This is a genomic window from Bacillus sp. TH22, from assembly GCF_016651015.1.
Classification (GTDB): domain Bacteria; phylum Bacillota; class Bacilli; order Bacillales; family Bacillaceae_G; genus Bacillus_A; species Bacillus_A mycoides.
The window spans coordinates 5,268,570-5,287,110 of sequence record NZ_JAEKER010000001.1; the positions used below are offsets into that span (position 1 = coordinate 5,268,570).

16 protein-coding genes, 3 pseudogenes and 1 riboswitch are annotated in these 18,541 nt (G+C 35.7%); of the genes and pseudogenes, 14 read left to right on the forward strand and 5 right to left on the reverse strand.

Translation table 11 applies throughout. The features are described from left to right. Positions 1 to 105 precede the first annotated feature (105 nt). Positions 106 to 933: an endonuclease I family protein gene (locus JFU18_RS26870; RefSeq protein ID WP_201034103.1), complete on the forward strand. Its 828-nt coding sequence runs from the start codon at positions 106 to 108 to the stop codon at positions 931 to 933. A gap of 142 nt (positions 934 to 1,075) precedes the next feature. Here the strand turns inward: JFU18_RS26870 and JFU18_RS26875 are convergent, their stop codons facing one another. Then, positions 1,076 to 2,506, reverse strand: coding sequence for a YfcC family protein (locus tag JFU18_RS26875; protein WP_201034102.1), 1,431 nt, complete (start codon positions 2,504 to 2,506; stop codon positions 1,076 to 1,078). A gap of 198 nt (positions 2,507 to 2,704) precedes the next feature. Between JFU18_RS26875 and rraA the strand changes: the two genes are divergently transcribed. From rraA to JFU18_RS26920, 9 genes and pseudogenes are all read left to right on the forward strand, one after another. After that, positions 2,705 to 3,184 (forward strand): ribonuclease E activity regulator RraA, encoded by a 480-nt coding sequence (gene rraA / locus JFU18_RS26880; RefSeq protein WP_002190176.1) that lies wholly within the window; start codon positions 2,705 to 2,707, stop codon positions 3,182 to 3,184. Between the two features lie 340 nt (positions 3,185 to 3,524). Continuing rightward, positions 3,525 to 5,345: a DUF4430 domain-containing protein gene (locus JFU18_RS26885; protein WP_201034101.1), complete on the forward strand. Its 1,821-nt coding sequence runs from the start codon at positions 3,525 to 3,527 to the stop codon at positions 5,343 to 5,345. A gap of 123 nt (positions 5,346 to 5,468) precedes the next feature. After that, entirely contained in the window at positions 5,469 to 6,281 is an 813-nt protein-coding gene (locus JFU18_RS26890) for a DUF4430 domain-containing protein (protein WP_201034100.1), read from the forward strand. A 23-nt stretch (positions 6,282 to 6,304) separates the two neighbouring features. Continuing rightward, positions 6,305 to 7,183, forward strand: coding sequence for an energy-coupling factor transporter transmembrane component T (locus JFU18_RS26895; RefSeq protein WP_033710053.1), 879 nt, complete (start codon positions 6,305 to 6,307; stop codon positions 7,181 to 7,183). After that, positions 7,156 to 8,526, forward strand: a pseudogene (locus JFU18_RS26900) (ABC transporter ATP-binding protein); the annotation flags it as partial. The gene JFU18_RS26895 and the pseudogene JFU18_RS26900, both read left to right, overlap by 28 nt. A 640-nt stretch (positions 8,527 to 9,166) precedes the next feature. Next, positions 9,167 to 10,297 (forward strand): RNA-guided endonuclease InsQ/TnpB family protein, encoded by a 1,131-nt coding sequence (locus JFU18_RS26905; RefSeq protein ID WP_201034099.1) that lies wholly within the window; start codon positions 9,167 to 9,169, stop codon positions 10,295 to 10,297. A gap of 141 nt (positions 10,298 to 10,438) precedes the next feature. Beyond that, positions 10,439 to 10,732: pseudogene (locus JFU18_RS26910) on the forward strand (ABC transporter ATP-binding protein); the annotation flags it as partial. After that, positions 10,705 to 11,406: an ECF transporter S component gene (locus JFU18_RS26915; RefSeq protein ID WP_201034098.1), complete on the forward strand. Its 702-nt coding sequence runs from the start codon at positions 10,705 to 10,707 to the stop codon at positions 11,404 to 11,406. The pseudogene JFU18_RS26910 and the gene JFU18_RS26915, both read left to right, overlap by 28 nt. Before the next feature lie 184 nt (positions 11,407 to 11,590). After that, positions 11,591 to 12,313, forward strand: a complete 723-nt coding sequence (locus JFU18_RS26920; protein WP_201034097.1) for a YwiC-like family protein — start codon at positions 11,591 to 11,593, stop codon at positions 12,311 to 12,313. A 31-nt stretch (positions 12,314 to 12,344) separates the two neighbouring features. On the opposite strand, the gene JFU18_RS26925 is transcribed toward JFU18_RS26920, so the two are convergent. Beyond that, positions 12,345 to 12,536 (reverse strand): hypothetical protein, encoded by a 192-nt coding sequence (locus JFU18_RS26925; RefSeq protein WP_002084448.1) that lies wholly within the window; start codon positions 12,534 to 12,536, stop codon positions 12,345 to 12,347. 121 nt (positions 12,537 to 12,657) lie between these two features. After that, positions 12,658 to 12,756, forward strand: a riboswitch (SAM riboswitch). A 38-nt stretch (positions 12,757 to 12,794) separates the two neighbouring features. Here JFU18_RS26925 and JFU18_RS26930 point away from each other — a divergent pair. The 4 genes and pseudogenes from JFU18_RS26930 (at position 12,795) to JFU18_RS26945 (ending at position 14,717) form a co-directional block, all read left to right on the forward strand. Next, positions 12,795 to 13,115 (forward strand): hypothetical protein, encoded by a 321-nt coding sequence (locus JFU18_RS26930; RefSeq protein ID WP_002110869.1) that lies wholly within the window; start codon positions 12,795 to 12,797, stop codon positions 13,113 to 13,115. A gap of 264 nt (positions 13,116 to 13,379) precedes the next feature. Then, positions 13,380 to 13,769, forward strand: a complete 390-nt coding sequence (locus tag JFU18_RS26935) for an SWIM zinc finger family protein (protein ID WP_201034096.1) — start codon at positions 13,380 to 13,382, stop codon at positions 13,767 to 13,769. 22 nt (positions 13,770 to 13,791) lie between these two features. Next, positions 13,792 to 14,367 carry an NAD(P)H-dependent oxidoreductase gene (locus tag JFU18_RS26940; RefSeq protein WP_201031434.1) on the forward strand — a complete coding sequence of 192 codons (576 nt, stop codon included), beginning with the start codon at positions 13,792 to 13,794 and terminating at the stop codon, positions 14,365 to 14,367. Next, positions 14,364 to 14,717 (forward strand): annotated as a pseudogene (locus JFU18_RS26945) (group-specific protein). The gene JFU18_RS26940 and the pseudogene JFU18_RS26945 overlap by 4 nt, the downstream one beginning before the upstream one ends. A gap of 40 nt (positions 14,718 to 14,757) precedes the next feature. Here the strand turns inward: JFU18_RS26945 and JFU18_RS26950 are convergent. The 3 genes from JFU18_RS26950 to JFU18_RS26960 all read right to left on the reverse strand — a co-directional run bounded on the left by JFU18_RS26950 (position 14,758) and on the right by JFU18_RS26960 (position 18,453). After that, entirely contained in the window at positions 14,758 to 16,104 is a 1,347-nt protein-coding gene (locus JFU18_RS26950; protein WP_201034095.1) for a short-chain fatty acid transporter, read from the reverse strand. 271 nt (positions 16,105 to 16,375) lie between these two features. Further along, positions 16,376 to 16,723, reverse strand: coding sequence for a VOC family protein (locus JFU18_RS26955; protein WP_201034094.1), 348 nt, complete (start codon positions 16,721 to 16,723; stop codon positions 16,376 to 16,378). A 305-nt stretch (positions 16,724 to 17,028) separates the two neighbouring features. Further along, complete coding sequence (locus JFU18_RS26960) at positions 17,029 to 18,453, reverse strand: amino acid permease (RefSeq protein WP_201034093.1); 1,425 nt, start codon at positions 18,451 to 18,453, stop codon at positions 17,029 to 17,031. Positions 18,454 to 18,541 lie beyond the last annotated feature (88 nt).

Sequence of the window (18,541 nt, forward strand, 5' to 3'; positions counted from 1 at the left end):
AAATAAATAGAAAAGGATGGGTATGGCTTTCTAAAAGTTTTTGGGGGCTAGAAAGCATTTTTTAGTTAATAGCTTCAAATTATATTTTAAAGGGGAAATGGGTATATGAAGTTTAGAAATACAAGGCTTGCTATGGTTACACTATCTTCATTTTTTATTTTAGGTACTGCATCTTTATCATTCACAGATATCATACACGGTGAAGTAGCTTCTGCATCACCACAAGAGATTATTGTAAAAAGCTATGACGATACATATTATAATAATGCAATAGGAAAAATGGGTTTAGAATTAAAGAAGGAACTTCATAATATTATTGATGATCATACAAAGATATCATACAGTGCGGTTTGGGAAGCATTAAGAGATACTGATGAAGATCCAAATAATAAAAACAATGTGCTACTCTTATATACTGGGCGTTCGCAAGGGAAACTTACGAATGGTTCAGGAGTTGATAATTGGAACCGAGAGCATGTTTGGGCAAAATCTCACGGTGATTTTGGAACGACTGCAGGAGCTGGGACAGATTTGCATCATTTAAGAGCGACGGATGTATCTGTAAATAGCTCACGTGGAAATCTGGATTTTGATAATGGTGGTGTGAATCATTCAGAAGCGACAGAATGTAAGTACGATAGTGATTCTTGGGAACCTCGTGATAGTGTAAAAGGAGATATCGCTAGAATGCTATTTTACATGGCTGTTCGTTATGAAGGAGACAACGGCGAAATAGACTTAGAATTAAATGAAAAGGTGAATAACAATAAAGATCCATACATGGGTAAACTATCCGTTTTACTAAAATGGAATGAACAAGACCCGGTAGATGATTTAGAGCGAAAGCGTAATGAAGTGATTTTTACAAAATATCAACATAATCGCAATCCTTTTATTGATCATCCTGAATGGGTAAATAAAATTTGGAATTAAAATATTTAAAGGTATTTTGCTTTGAGAGAAGGGATTGATCACTATGATCAATCCCTGTTTATATCTATACTAGAATAAGTGATTTTTATAGGATTGGAGAATAGGATAGATATTTTATCAAGTTAAGTATAATAAGAGTCTTTTAATACGGTCCCCATTCAATATTCACACCAACAATAAGAAAAATAAGTCCGATGATAAACCAAATGAATGCAAGTGGAGCCATGAAGCGAATCCATTTTCCATAAGAAATGCCGCTCGCTGCGAGAACGCCCATTAAAACACCAGAAGTTGGATTGAGGCAGTTCACTACACCTTCTCCAAGCATAACAGCCTGTACTGTAACTTGGCGTGTAATATGCATGAAATCGGCTAATGGAGCTAATATCGGAATGAAAATAACAGATTCTCCTGTCCCGGATGAAATGAGGAAATGTAATGCGGCACTACTTACATACATGCCGAGAACGCCAAATACAGGGCTATGTCCTTCGAGAGACTGTGCGAGTTGATTAACGATTGTATCAAGTAATTTGCCTTGTTCTAAAATGACTGAAATACAACGAGCCATTCCGACGATCAAAGCACCGTATATGAGATTTTGGCAGCCTGCTAGAAAAGTAGAAGTGATATCGTTTGCTTTCATACCACCTATTATTCCCGCTGTAATTGCTATGAATATAAAAGTAGCGGTCATTTCTGCGTCCGTCCAATGTAGACGAAAAGCGCCTATTAAAAATGCAATTAATGATAAAGCAGAAACGAGTAAAATTAATTTATGACGTATTGTCCAAGGAACTTCTGTTTTCTCTGTTTCTTTCTCACTTGAAAGAGCATTACTTGGAAACCAGTTATCTCCGAGTATGCTTCCTTTATTCGATTTTTTTAAGCGTTTTACATACCAATTAATATACAAAATGGTAGCAATTAAAAAAGAGATATAAATTGCCGTACGTAAACCAATTCCTGAAAACATCGGGAGTTCTGCGATTTTTTGTGAAATGCCTAAAGGTGAGGGAGATAAAATAGTAGCATTAAAACCAGCATAAGTGCCTAAATAAATAATTGCTACGCCGACGATAGCGTCCCATTTTAATGTGCGTGCAACGATGATGCCGATGGGGATAAAGCCGATAACTGAGTTCACGATAATACCAGTCGTTCCGAGAATAGAAAAGAGTGCGGCGACAATGCAAATGAAAAGTAATTGCTGATTCCGAAATTTGTTAATTACATGATAGATTAAACCGTCAAGAGCACCTGTTTTTTCAAGAATTGCAATGGCTCCACCTGTAAATAAAATTAAGAAGATGATAGGAGCAGCAAGTGTCATTCCTTTTTCAATAGCGGTAAAAAAAGAAACAAACCCTACCGGCGATTGTGGAACAGAATGATAACTTCCTGGTATTGTCGTTGTAACAGTACCGTTTGTGACTCTTTTAAATTCTCCAGCAGGAACGAAATATGTAGCTATTGCACAAAGTAAAGCAATAAAAAATAGTAGTACGTACGCGTCAGGCATTTTAAACTTTCGTTTACTCGGCTGTTTTTTTACCTCGGTTTGTAATTGCATAAAACCCCTCCTTTTTCACCTGGTTAATTTTTAATATTCTGAAATTTATCTGTGAAATAGATTATAATAAAGGTGGCTTCTTAAGGCAATAGTTTTTCTATCCTTTTTCTGCACATACAAATTGTTGCAACATTAGACAGGGAAACGAAAAAAATCCAAGAATATGTAATATAAAAGGAAAAGAAAAGAGGGAAAGAGATGTGGAAAACTACGGATCTATGTGATGAATTTGAAAAGGAATTACAAATATGTCGCCAGTCTTTTCGGTCTTTCGGGAAGAAAAAACAATTCTATGGGAAAATCGCAACGGTAAAAGTGAAGGATGATAATGTACTAGTGAAGGAAGGATTGCAAACATTACCAGAAGGAACGGTATTAGTTGTTGATGGCGGAGCGTCTACGAATTGTGCGTTACTTGGTGATAATTTGGCAGCTATTGCGGAGGAAAGAAAGCTAGCAGGGATTATTGTGAATGGATATGTTCGTGATTCTAGTGAACTAAAGAATATAGATATTGGTATTTTAGCGTTAGGGACGATGCCAAATAGAAGTATAAAAGAAGGAAAAGGAGAGCGTGGTATTTCATTGCAATTTGGACAAGTAGAATGGAAGCCAAATGAATATGTGTATGCGGATGAAGATGGCGTCATTATTAGTGAAAAGAGTTTGCATCGTTAAAGGTTAGTAAGTTACTATTCTTAGAAAATAAATCCGATAAAGCATGGACAAAATTCTTTGTCAATAGTAAAATAATACAGAAATTTAAAATTAACAGAATGTATAGGTTTATCGTTTTACGATAACTTAAATGGAAGTAAGTTGTGCCTAGAAAAGTGAATGTTATCACAATGGTGCGTTCATAAACGAAATTATTTTTCCTATACAAATATAGCCGCGAATAATGCGGGTAGGAGGTGTTGTACATTTTTGTTCGACACTTACAAAAAGAGAGTGTCAACCGCATACCCTTAAAGGGTCTTTTTTTGTGTGAATGTTAGTAAAGGGAGGGAATTTTGGGATGGCAATGTTAAAGAAATGGCTGCTTACATCATTAATGGCAGTGGCACTTGTATTTGTTTCTTTTGCGAATACAGTACATATTACGTTTGCTGAAGGAAAGACAGCGAAACTTGCAATTATTGGTGAATCACAAAAAGGAATTATGTTATGTCCGAAAGAAGTTTCCATTGAAGATGGAGAAACAGCTTTTAGTTTGCTACAAAAAGTTATGGGTGACAAAGTAACATCTGAAAGTATGTCATTTGGAACGTATATAAAGGGCATCGATGGATTAATGGCCGGAGCAACGAGCGGTTGGTTGTATGATGTAAATGATAAATCTGCAGAAGTTGGGGCGGATAGTTATAAATTAGAGTCTGGGGATGTTGTTGCATTTCGTTACGTTGCAGACTGGAGCAATATGAGTCAACAAACGTTGCAACAAACGTTAGATAAATTTGGCACTTGTAAAACTGTAGAAGAGCCAAAACCAGAGGAACCGAAAACAGAAAAGCCAAATGGTAAACCAGAGGAACCGAAAACAGAAAAGCCAGATGGTAAACCAGAAGAACCGAAAACAGAAAAGCCAGATGGTAAGCCAGAAGAACCGAAAACAGAAAAGCCAGATGGTAAACCAGAGGAACCGAAAACAGAAAAACCAGATGGTAAACCAGAAGATAAAGTAACAGAACAACCAAAGGAAGAGAAAGTTGAAATTCCAGCAGCACAATTAAACGAAGCGATTTCTAAAACATCAGAAAAGATGTTACAAGATGGAATTGGTAGTGATTGGGTTGCGATTGGACTTGCTCGTTCAGGTGTAAATGTTCCGCTTGAAACGAAAATAAACTATGTTAAGCCAGTAGCTGAAAAGATTAAGAAGCGTTTAAATCGTTTTTCAGCAACAGATTTAGCTAGAACGATTATTATGATGAATGCAATGAATGTTGATCCTACAAAGGTAGAGGGACAAAATTTAGTACAAAATTTATTTGAATCAGATAAAGTGAATTCCGTTACAGGATACGCATTTACATTACTTGCATTAGATACAAAGAAATATGAGATTCCGGCCGAAGCAAAATGGAATCGAGCTGCTTTAGTACAAGCACTTTTACAAGCGCAGCATACAGACGGTGGCTGGACATATGATAGTTCAAGTAGTAAAGAAAGTGCTAGTAACGTTGATGTAACAAGTATGGTATTAGCAGCATTAGCTCCTTATCAAGATCAAGCAGATGTAAAGCCAGCTATTCAAAAAGCTGTTGATTATTTATACAAGCAGCAGCTAGGTAATGGTGGTTTTGCCGCTGATGGACAAGAGAATTCTAATAGTACTGCACAAGCAATTATTGGACTATCGCTAGTTAAAGATGTAGATCACGATCGTCTTAATAAAGCAGTACAAAATTTAATGTCATACCAGCTTCCAAATGGTGAGTTTAAATGGTTACCAAGTGATCAAAAAGGTAGCGGAATGGCTACAGAGCAAGCATTTTTAGCTTTACTTCAGTTTAAAGATCTTGGAAAATCGATTTATGATTGGTCAAATGTAGTAGAGAATGAAATTGATACGAAACCAATTGTAGAGCCAGAGACAACTGTAGAAGAAAAAGAAGTTGTAGAACAGCCGAAACAACAAGAAGAGTTACAAGAACAACCAAAAGATGAAAATCTAAAAGTTGTTGTAGATAACGAACGAGTTAATAAAGAAACAAACAAGAATAAGAATCAATTACCACAAACAGGAGCATCTTCTCATAGTGCAGCTACACAAGTAGGTATGGGTGTATTATGTATCGCTTCTGCATATGTATTATGGAGACGTAAAGCAGCTTAACAAAAATTAGGAGCAATCATTTGCTCCTAATTTTATTATAAAAGTGAGGGCTAATAATGAGTGGGGATGAACAAAATCTCCACTCATTAAAGTTTCACTTTAATATGAAAGGTGAGGGACAGCATGAGTAAGATGAAATGGTTCATTTCTTTAGTTCTTTCATTGGGATTATTAGCCGGATGTGAAGAAACGGCTGTAAAACCTGAGAAGAAGGCAGAACCGAAGCAAGAAGAGCAAAAAGAAGTAGCGAAACAGGAAGAACAAAAAGATGTACCGAAACCGGAAGAGAAGCAAGCTGAACCGGAACAAAAACCACAAGAAGAGCAGAAAGATAAACAAGAACAAAAAGTAGAAGAGAAACTGAAAGAAGAAAAAGCGCAGGAACAACCTGAAGTAAAGAAAGAAGAGAAACCAAAGGAACAGCCTGCTGCAAATAAACAACCAGAGCAACAAAAAGTACAAGAAGAGAAACCACAGCAGCCGAAAGCACCAGAAGTAAAAGAAGAAGCAAAGGTTGTTAATCAGCCAAAAGAAACACCGAAGCAGGAGCAAAAGAAAAATCCAGAAGAGAACAATAGTGTACCAACTCCGCCACCACCGGTACCACCACTAAACCCAGTACCACCAGAACCTAAAGCGAAACAAGTAACAATCTCAGTAAAAGGAAATGAAGGATACTTATTAGGTGCGAAAAAGGTTGATGTACAAGAAGGCGACACAGTTTACAGTGTGCTAACGGGCACAGGACTAGAGGTTGATGCAATGGGCTCTAAAGGTGATATTTATGTAAAAGGTATTAATGATTTATACGAGAAAGATATTACTACTACTAGTGGCTGGAAATATCGTGTGAACGGTGCTTTTCCAAACTATAGTGCTGGTGTAGTTAAAGTAAAACCAGGCGATACAATCGAGTGGGTGTTTGTATTAAAATAGGAAAGGATCTTCGGTAAAGGACTATGAAAATAAGCTTTTCTTCTTTACATCCTTTTGTTAATTTTTTCTATTATATTGGGGTGATGATACTATGTATGATGTGTCTTCATCCTCTTTTTTTAATTGGAGCGATTATACTAATAGTAATCTTAAATATAGTACAAGGAAATGGCGAGAAAATAAGAAACATGCTGCCAAGTACTATCGTATTCTTTCTAATGGTAATTTTATTTAATTCTTTATTAACGCATAGAGGGGCGACTACGTTATTTTGGTTAGGAGATAGCCGGATTAAGCTTGAGGCAGTTATGTTTGGGCTTGTTATGGGGTTATTATTAGTTGCGATTATGTTTACGTTTGCTTCTTATAACGATATTATTTCGAGTCATAAATTTTTATATTTATTTTCAAGAATTTCACCGAAAGTAGCATTGTTAACGATGATTACAGTGAGGTTTGTTCCTTTGTTTATTAGGCGGTTAAAGAAAATTACACTCGTCCAAAAAACGAAAGGTGTGCAATTAGATTCAGGTTCACTCATTGAGCGTATAAAAAATGGAATGAAATTACTGCAAGTGTTATTAGTTTGTTCGTTAGAAGATGCACTTCAAACGGCAGATTCTATGCAAGCTCGTGGGTTTGGTGTAACGAAGCGTACGACATATATTCGATATAGAATGGAAAGACGTGATTTGTATACGCTAAGTTATTTAGTTTTTCTATTAATAACTTCATTTATATTTAGTTATTATGGCGGAGGGAAATTGATTATCTATCCGAAAGTGGAATCAATACTGTTCCAGCAATATGATGGAATGATGTTTTTCCTATTTATGATGTTTATTAGTTTACCAATTATGATGGAAGGAAGGGAATCGATATGGTGGCGCATGCAGAAATAAAGAATTTATCATTTATATATGCTTATGAAAATGAAGAAGCGTTACAGCATATTTCTCTTTCTGTTCAAAAAGGAGAATTTATAGTACTTGCTGGCGGTTCAGGTTCTGGGAAGACAACTTTATTAAAACATTTTAAAAAGGAATTACTGCCAATTGGCACGCGTTCAGGAGAGATATTTTATGATGACGTTTTATTAGAGGAAGTACCTGATTTATTATCTGCACAAGACATTGGTATGGTATTTCAAAACCCAGAAAATCAGCTCGTAATGGATACAGTGATTCAAGAATTAGCATTTTCTTTAGAAAATATCGGGTTACCATCACATATTATTCAAAAAAGAATAGCGGAACTCATTAGCTTTTTAGGATTTCAAGATTTGTTACATCAATCTGTTCATACTTTATCTGGTGGTCAAAAACAACTAGTAAATTTAGCAGCAGTATTAGTCATGCAGCCGAAGTTATTATTACTGGATGAACCGACAGCGCAGCTAGATCCGATTGCTGCAAAAGAGTTTTTAGGATTATTAAAACGTATTAATGAAGAACTTGGAATTACGATCGTTTTAAGTGAACATCGTCTGGATGAAGTGATACCACTTGCAACACGCGTTATTTGTATGAATAACGGCCGAATCGTTTATGATGGTAGTCCTAAAACGGTTATAGCTAACATGTGGGAAGTTGAAAAGTTCCGTCCATTTATCCCGCAAATTCCAAGATTGTTTTTAGAGTGGAATGTAGAAGATATTCCGTTTACAGTGCGAGAAGCGCAAATGAAAATGAATGATTTTTCAGCGATATCATATAGGGATGGGCAAGTAGAACAGTGTGAAAAGCAAGAAGTGATCTTAAGTGCAGAACATATATCTTTTCAATATGAGAAAAATAGTCCCCTTATTTTACGAGATTTAACAGTGAACATCGAAAAAGGAAAATGGACAGCTCTAGTTGGGAAAAACGGAACCGGGAAGTCTACACTGTTAACGATTTTAGCAGGATTACAAAAAGCTAGAAGAGGGAAAGTAAAGTGGAGTGGAAAAGTGATACATAAAATTGATTCGAAAGAACGATTTAAAAGTATAGGATATGTATCGCAGCACCCATACTATCATTTTACATTTGATACAGTGTGGGAAGAAGTGTATGAACGTGCAAGTGAATTATACGGAGAACAAGGAAAAGAAATAGCAGAAAATATGCTAAAACAGTTTTGGTTATATTCGCTTAAAGAACGTCATCCGCATGATTGTAGCGGCGGGGAACAACAATTACTCGCATTATGTACAACGTTATTATCAAAGCCGACTTTATTATTGCTTGATGAACCGACAAAGGGTAACTAACTGTTACGATTTATTTAACCAATTATAACCAAAGTTAATTAAATATATCAGTAAGCCCTGCTAGTCAAGTGATTGGCTAGTAGTGAGGGTTAACTGCGGGCAATCCCTAAAGCTGATTGAACTACAACGTGGCTAGAAATAGCGAGCGTGAATGTTGCGAAAGCAGAAAAAATCAATCAGATCGTGCAAGGTTAAATCCTAAACACTAGAACAATGGGTCTTCCGCCTCGAATCATCTAAGTCAAAATGGATAAGATGAACGTTCAACGACTATCTCGTATAACTGACGAGAGTACACCACAAGCCTATGGTGGTGGAAAAATCCTCTATCCCTAAAGAGATAAACATATAGTCTGCGCTCATGTGAAAACATGAGAAGTTCATAAGAGAACTGGCTAAGGAATTGCGCCCTTAGTTGAACAAGATAAATTTTATTGAATCTATCAAACTTCATTGAAAGTATCGAACGTATGTGCTATGTTTGGTTCAATGAGGTGAGAATAATAATGAAATTTTCACGAGTTAGTCAAGTATCAGAATTAACAGGTTTGCATCCGAGTAATCTAAGGAGAATGCTGGTGGAACACGCTACTATTCAGAAGAACAAATCTTTCATTAAAGGAGTTAAATTCTGATGATATTGGCGAAGAAAGTCAGACTAATTCCAACGCCTGAACAAGAAAAAGTGCTTAGAAACCATGCTGGTGCTGCAAGATTTGCTTATAACTATTGTAAAAGAATGAGTGATAGATACTATAAGCTATTTGGAAAATCTGTTTCACAGTTAGCTTTACAGAAACGATTTACAAAGATCAAGAAGCGAAAGAGATATGAGTGGTTAAAAGACATTAATGCACAAGTGCCCAAACAGGCTTCAAAAGATTTTGATACGGCGAGAAAACATTCGTTCAAAAAGTACAAAAATGGTTATCACACTTCTTATAAATCCAAAAAAGATTTAATCCAAGGATTTTATGCCAATTATGAAAGACTGATTATAGGAAAGAAAGTAGTTGATATTCAGTCCATTGGAGAAGTGAAAACAAGCCAACAACTACCAAGAAACAAAAAACCATCAAATCCAAGAGTTACCTTTGATGGTCGTCACTGGTGGATTAGTGTAGGATTCCAAGAAGACTTTGAATTACAAGCACTAACCAATGAGTCGATTGGTGTGGATGTTGGTTTAAAAGAGCTGTTTGTAGCTTCTAATGGTATGAAAGAACGAAATATAAACAAAGATGCCAAGGTTAAAAAACTTTTGAAAAGGAAAAAGTCAGCACAAAGAGATATGTCTAGGAGATTTAAAAAAGGTGTAAAAATTCAATCTGCCGGATATGAAAAAGCTAAAACTGAGCACCTTCGGTTATCTAGGAAAATTACGAATATCCGAAATAACCATATCCATCAAGCAACAGCTAAATTGGTGAAAACCAAACCAATGAGGATTGTTGTGGAAGACTTACTTATCTCAAACCTGTTAAAAAACAAAAAACTATCGAAAGCATTTTCATTTCAAAAATTAAACTTCTTCTTTCAATGTTTATCATACAAGTGCGAGAAGTATGGCATTGAGTATGTAAAAGCTGATAAATGGTTCGCCTCAAGCAAGATTTGCTCAAGTTGTGGAGTAAAATACGACCATTCAGTTCAACCAGAAGGACAGTGGAGTTTAAAGATTCGTGAATGGGACTGTGTTGGGTGCAATAGCCATCACGATAGGGATTTAAATGCGTCGATAAATTTATCAAGATGGGTAAAATAAATGCTTGATAATAGGAGGTAACGATACTGCCTCGTGTGGAGTGTTATACCCCTCGCCCCTTCGGGGTTGCGAGAACACGATGAAGCACTAACTTGTGTAAATTTGATTGAATTGTATAGATTTAGTTAAGTTTATCGTATCGGACTAGATCCATGGAAAAAGGAAAGAGTAGGAGAGCTATTTAAGCAGTTGCAAAAAGAAGGTACAACAATTGTAATGGCAACGCATGATATTGAGTTTGCAGCGAAATACGTTGATCAGTGCATGATGTTATTTGACGGGAAAGTCATTATGAATGATGCACCGAAAGAGTTCTTTAGTGGTAACTTCTTTTATACAACATCTATTAATCGATTCATCCGTAGAGAGTTGCCATTTGCATTAACGTGGGAGGATGTGTACGAAGCGTGTCCAAACGATATGTTGCATTCATAATATTTATTTTTGCTGTTGTAATATGTACACTACTCTTTACGACTCTTATTATGGACGGGTATTACATGGTAAGTAGTTTGTTTTTATTAGCTGTCATTATGTTACCTTTCTATATTCGTTTTGAAAGGAAGGCGTTTGTTTCACGTGAAATTGTTATCGTTGCTGTGTTAGCGGCGATTGCAGCGGTTAGCCGGGTACCATTTTCTATTTTACCAAGTGTACAACCGACTTCTTTTGTTATTATCGTTTCTGCAATTGTTTTTGGAAGTGAAACTGGCTTTATGATTGGGGCAACGGCGGCTATTGTATCTAATATTTTTTTAGGACAAGGTCCGTGGACGCCGTGGCAAATGTTCTCTTGGGGCATGATTGGGTTTATAGCTGGACTATTACGTAATACATTTTTAATGAAAAAACTGTGGGGAAGACTGTTGTACGGATTTGCCGTTGGATTTCTATTTGGCTGGATTATGAATTTTTGGGGTCTTCTTGGTTTTATACAGGAAGCAACGTGGGAAACAGTTATTGCTTACTATGTCGCAAGTTTTTACTTTGATCTGAGTCACGCGATATCGAATGTTATTTTCCTTCTGTTATTTAGTACGTCATGGATTACGATCCTCACAAGATTAAAAAAGAAATACGGTATATTAGATGAGCATAACGTGACATAGAAAAGCATACTCATATAAGGTAGGGTCGCGACTTACATATTCGTTTGCCTCTTTCATGCTTCTTACATATTGTAAGGAGCATTTTTTACTGTCAAAAAATAGATCCAATATACTTCCGTTATTATATGAAATTATTTGTATAATAGTAGGTGAGAATTATTTTCAAGAGGGAGGTGTATAGTTAATGAAGTTAGTTATTCCGAAGCAACATGGAGCATGGGCGATGCTTGTCATCCCATTTCTATTAAGTGTATTACTTGGTAAACCTACTTTTTATCATATCCCATTGTTTTTAGCCTGGTTCTTTATCTATCTAGCCACTTATCCATTTCTCATGTACATAAGGCAAAGACGAAAAAAAGAATTTCTACACGCTGCAATTATTTATTTTATCATCGCATTTGTATTTGGGATGATTTCTTTATTATATGAATGGCGAATTCTTTTATTCGCAGTATTAATGATTCCATTGTTTATTGTAAATATGTATTACGCTCGTCAAAAAAATGAACGAGCATTACTAAATGATGTTTGTGCGATTATAGTGTTTTGTATAGGTGGTTTAATCAGTTATTATTTCTCCATGAAATTAATAGATAAAACAGCATTATTCATTGCGCTTATTTCATTTCTATATTTTTTAGGAAGTACGTTTTATGTAAAAACAATGATTCGTGAAAAAAATAATCCGAAGTATCGTTTTATATCTTGGGGATACCATATTGTATTAACGGTAATTGTATTTGCTATAAATCCATGGTGTTCACTCATATTTGTACCAAGTGTAATTCGGGCCATTATGTTGTATGGCAAAAAGATTTCTATATTAAAAGTAGGGATTTTAGAAATCGTTAATTCTGTATATTTTTTAATAATAACGGTAATAATGATGAAGTATGCCATTTGAAAAAAACTTCCCATCTTTTGATGGGAAGTTTTCATTCTTGTTCTAAAATGTGAACGGTGTAATCGCAACGTTGAAGAGCTTGCTCTACAGCGTAAAGTGATTGTTCAATACGTGCACGATTAAAATCTTCTTCAACAGTTTGTAATGCATCTTCTAAACAATGTTTCGCTTCTTGTAAGGAATGAAAAGAATCTTGTACGTATCCACGAGCATTCTTTTTCAAAGTAGTAGCCTCCTTTTGTACATCTTTTTGTAGTATGAACAATAAAGAAGAAAATATAATTATTTATATTTATTTGACAATTATAATAAAATTACGTATAGTTAAATTTAAAGTGAATATTTTCTTATCCAGAGAGGTGGAGGGACTGGCCCGATGAAACCCAGCAACCGCGATGCAGGTGCTAATTCCAGCAGAACATATTTGTTCTGGGAGATAAGACGAAGATATACGTAACTTCTTCTTATCGGAGAGGTTTTTTTGTTGCAAAAAAACCGATTACGAAAACATATAATAAGAAGAAAGGGGTTGCGAAGTACTGTGACACTCGAAAAATACGTAAAACTGCGTAGTACAGTTTATGAATATATGATAGAGCAAGATAAGCCAATATCATTGTTAGATATTCAAGAACATATCGTTTCGCATCATGAAGGAAAATTCACTAAAAAAATGTTACATCAATTTTATTTATCAAGACTATTAGATGAACTCAAACTGGATGGGAAAATTACTTTAGCTGATGATGAATATCGCTATGCTGAAAAAGGGGTATTTTATAAGGCGGGAAAAGGGAGCTAAGCTCTCTTTTTGTCTTGAAATAACGAAGTATGTAGCGTAAAAGACTGCTAAAGCAGCCTGATACAAGGGAATGGGTGTTGAGTGTGTAGTGTCAAAGATTGAATGTGCCTGAAAGAGGCACTTCATATCGGCTGCAAATGAAAAGAGACACCTTCGCCGAATAGGTGTCAGTCGTTTTGTCACGTAGACTCGCTACTTGACAGTTATTAGAATAACATGAAGGATTTTGGAAGTCAAAAGGGAATTAAAGGAAGAGGTGTTGTTATGTACGCATATTTATTAAAAGAACTACATAGGTATATTCCGAAATACATTGTTGATAGAGGATATGAATATTATGAAGAGGGACATGTAGAAGATGTTGAAATACACGACAAGAAAGTATTTGCTTTCGTTACTGGAAATGCAGGGAATTATGAAGTGATTATCGATCTTGAAGATTTTGCAGAAAGTAGCTGCGAGTGTCCGTACGAAAATTATTGTAAACATATGGCGGCAGTTGTTTATGATATTCAGGGTGCTGGTGAGAGTACGGTTAAAGAGAAACTGAACGGTTTAGAAAAAGAAGAGTTACTAACAGTATTAAATCGTTTGTTACAAAGTTCGAAAAATGTGCAAATTGTAGAGAAGATGTTAAAGAAGGAGAAACTTTAACTAAAGAGGGAGTTGTTTTGTAGTGAACGTACTAATTATATACGCTCATCCTAATCCTTCAAGCTTTAATGGGGCAATTTTAGAGCATGTGCAAAAAGGACTTGAGGAAACAAATCATTCTGTTACGCTACTTGATTTATATAAAGAACAATTTGATCCAGTGCTTGTATTTAATGAAGAGAAGAAAAGACGTGATTTACTAAATGAAGAAGAGACGAAGCGATATAGAGAATTAGTGCAGAAAGCGGATATTCTTCTTTTCATATATCCGATATGGTGGTGGGGCATGCCTGCTATTTTTAAAGGATTTATCGATCGTATTTTTGTAGCTGGATTTGCTTATAAATATGAGGGGTCATTACCGAAAGGCTTATTTAAAGGAAAGAAAGCGTGGGTTATTAATACGTTAGACTCACCGTTATGGTACGTGGCCCTATTATATCGATCAGCGGATTGGATTATGATGAAAAGAGGGGTTTTACGTTTTTGTGGTATTCGCGATATAAAACGTTCTACTTTTCAATCTGTGAAAACGAGTAAACTAGAGAAGCGTGAAAAGTGGCTATTACAAATAGAAGAAGCGGCTCGTACATTATGAATGAAATCGATCGTATTATAAAGTGTTGCAATTGTGATGACGAACTTTTGCGTACGTATATTAATTGTTTAGTCCAATTGAAGAAATACAGCGAAACGTTTCAACAAATTCAAATACAATTAAGAAATGATTATTTAATAAGAGGGATTTGTGAAAGAGAAGTTGATGAGGTAATAAAGGGAAGTGAAGAATGCGAAATGTATGTTCTCCCTAAAGTATTGTAGTGGAATTTCCTTAAGAACAATCCTCATATGATTGAAAAAGTATGTGAAGATTTGTTTACATATGAAGCATTAAATCATGCAGAGGTAGAGTGGAGAAAGGTAATAAGCTGTATAGATAATGAATGATTTATTATATAAAAAAGCTAGTATAAAACTAGCTTTTCGTTTAAATAAATAAGAAACATAGACTAATGATAAATCCTGCATATAGTAAGTTAACAACACAAAATCCCATAATATCACGCGCGCTTAAACCAGCTATCGCTAATGCCGGTAATGCCCAGAAAGGTTGAATTAAATTTGTCCAAGCATCGCCCCATGCAATTGCCATCGCTGTTTTCGCGGCAGGTACACCAAGTTCAGCGCCAGCTGGAATCATAATTGGTGCTTGCACTGCCCATTGACCGCCTCCAGATGGAACGAAAATATTTACAATGCCAGCACTTAAAAATGTAAAGAGCGGGAATGTGGTTTCATTTGAAATACTAATAAAGAAAGTAGAAATAGCTCCTCCAAGCGAAAGACCTTCACTATTTACTCCAATCATCATCCCCATAATTCCAGCATAGAACGGAAACTGAAGTAAAATACCTGAAGCACTCTTAGTTGAGTCAGAGAAAGCGCGAATATATTGAATCGGAGTACGGTGGAAAATAAGACCGGCAATTAATAACATAAAAATAACGATATCAAGTGTAAGGTTAAAGCCTTTCGTACTAAAATAGTTAAAAATATAAATAAGACCTAATAATCCGATGCAAAGTGTAATAATCATACTATTTTCCATTTTTTCAGCGAACGTATTGTTCCCTACTTCTTGAGCGGCAGCTTCTTCATGGAATACGCTAGAATCTACAGTTATCGTATGTTTTTCATCTGGGTGCATGGCCCGGTTAATGAGAGGCATCGTAACGAGAAAAATAATAACTGGCACGAGTGCGTATGGTGAGAATAACGTTTCTGTTATTGGAATCGCTTCTTTAATACTCCCAGCGGTCGTTTTGATTAACGTTTCGCCTCCTGTTGCTAACGTAAGAGGGGTAGAAGCAGAAAGGCCTGCATGCCAAATGAGAAATCCAGAGTAGGAAGAAGCAATTGCTAACCTATAATCTAATCCTTCTAACTGTCTGGCCACTTCTTTTGCATATAAAACCGATACAACAATACCAAATCCCCAGTTTATGTATGCTCCTAGTAAACTTACGATTGAAATAGCAATAATACCTTGTCCATTTGTTTTCGGTAATTTCGCTGCTCTCGTTAATCCTTTTTTAATAAGAGGAGCGTTTGCTAATGCAGATCCTGTCACGAGTACAAGAGCCATTTGCATAGAAAAAGCGAGAAGTCCCCAAATTCCATTACCCCAGTGATTAATCATTTCTACAGGTGTTTGGCTCGTTGCAAACATACCGAAGAAGATAACGAAAACGGTTAATAAGCATGATAAAATAAATGGTTCTGGTAAGAAACGTTGCACTAAGGCAACACATCCATTTGTAAATGAACGAAACAAAATAGATCAACCTCCTTATGTATGTTTATTACAATGTTCGAGGTTGTTTGGGGGATAACCTTTAATTAACGGAAAATTCAGACATTCGAGATGATTGTAATTTATTGATAGATTGATATTATTAATAAATCGATAGGCTTATACTAAGTTGGATAGATTAAAAAGTGCACCTCCGTTTATTAGACTGCGTCTAATAAACGGAGGTGCACTTTTTTACTTACCTTATTGAACTAAAGCATCTGTTAGCATAATAGCAAATGATTGCAACCGGCTATTTCTCCCAAAGCTCAATCAGTCGTCCTTCAGGATCTTTAATCCAAATAAACTTTCCAAATTCACTAATCTCTTCTTTCTTTTCAAGGGGTACAACAATTTGTTCAAGATGCTGAATAGTCTCGTTTAGATTATGTACTTGGAAATTTAACATCACTTGTTGTTCTGTAGGAAAATAACTGTCATTCTCGGCAAAGAAAGAAAAGATAGTCTCAGTTCCTAATTCGGGTTTAATCACAGTCCCATTCCAATTTTCTATTTCAATCTTCAACACTTCACTGTACCATTTTTTTATAACATCAAGATTGTTAGTTCTCCAAAATATTCCTCCGAAACCTTTTATCATCGTATCTAACTCCTGTCTGACTTTTAATTTTTAATGTGACGTAGTATGTATTTAATATATCAAAACAAAAGAGTAATAGTAAGGAAAATCAGCAACTTATGAACAGTAAACATAATTGCGGGTAATGTAGCATTTACTACATTAACGATACCGACATCATCCTTCTAATAGTATGGGGAAAATAGGGGAACTGTTCCTGGGAAAATGAATGAAGGAATGATAAAAAGGTAATAGAACAAGCGTCAATGATAAAAGACCGCATATGAAGTAAAAGCAATGTGCGGTCTTTTAAATATCGTACAGTATTAAGAAGTTTCGCTAATTTTAGTTTCTGTATGAGTGTTAGTAGCAATTCTTTTCTTTATCTTAAAGTGATAGTAGGTGTAGCAAAAGATGATAAATGGTACAGTGCAATAGATTCCTAGTCTTTGACTTGGGATAAAGATAAGACTTATTAATATAATGCCATACAATCCAAAACCAAGAATTGGTACAAGTGGATAAAGTGGAGTTTTAAATTTTAAGTCTTCTAATTTTCCACCTTCGGCTAAATAATGTTTACGGAAAAAGAATTGAGAAACACAAATTGACATCCAAACAATAATTGTAATGACTCCAGAAATTGAAATGAGCCATAAGTAAACTGTTTCAGCAGCTACAACGCTTGTCAAAAGAGAAAAAGCAGAAATAGCTATCGTCAAGATTAAAGCGTTTAGAGGTATCCCTCGTGATGATAATTTCTTTAAAAAGGCTGGAGCCATATCATTTTTTGATAATGACCAAAGCATTCGAGTTGCGGCGTACAGTCCTGAGTTTGCGACAGAAAGAACAGCAGTAAGAATAACAAAGTTCATAATATCAGCTGCATATGGAATACCTATATTATCAAATACAGCAACAAACGGACTCTTTGTTAATCCTGCCTCTTCCCAAGGAATTAAAGCCACGAGAACAAAGATTGCTAAGACGAAGAAAAACATCGTGCGCCATATTATATTTCTAATAGAACGAGGTAAGGTCTTTGCTGGATCTTCACTTTCACCTGCTGCGATTCCAACAAGTTCTGTACCTTGGAAGGAATAATTGACTGTAACCATTGTTAATAAGATAACGGCAAGTCCATTTGGGAATAAACCACCATGATTTACGAAATTTGAAAGAAGCGGAGCGGGTTCGTTTCCTTTTAAATCAATAAAACCGAACATAGCGGCGCCGCCAAGAATAATGAAAGCAATAATGGCAGATACTTTTATACTTGAGAACCAAAATTCTGTTTCTGCATAACTACGAGCGGATAATGCGTTAATAGTGAATATTGTAACACCAAATATTAAACACCAAACCCAGACAGGAATATCAGGAAACCATCGCTGCATTGTAATACCAGCAGTGGTAAATTCAAGACCAGTCGTATTCGCCCAGCTTAGCCAATACAACCATCCGATGGTAAACCCAGTTGCGGGATTGATGAACTTAGTGGCATATTCCTGGAAGGAACCTGAAACTGGCATTGCTACAGCAAGCTCACCAAGACATAGCATAACGAGATACATTAATAATCCACCGGCCATAAAGGCAAGTACGGATCCACCAGGTCCAGCTTGACTTATAATAAAACCAGATCCGTTAAATAACCCCGTTCCAATCACACCACCGAGTGCAATCATGAATAAATGTCTACCTTTCATCGTGCGCTTTAATTCATTGTTTGTATTGTTTACTTGCGTCATTGTTTTCCTCACTTTCATAATTGGTAGTATGAAAATTGATGTTTTTCCGTATTATGGAATGTATTCCGTGATGTGAAATATTGTTCTA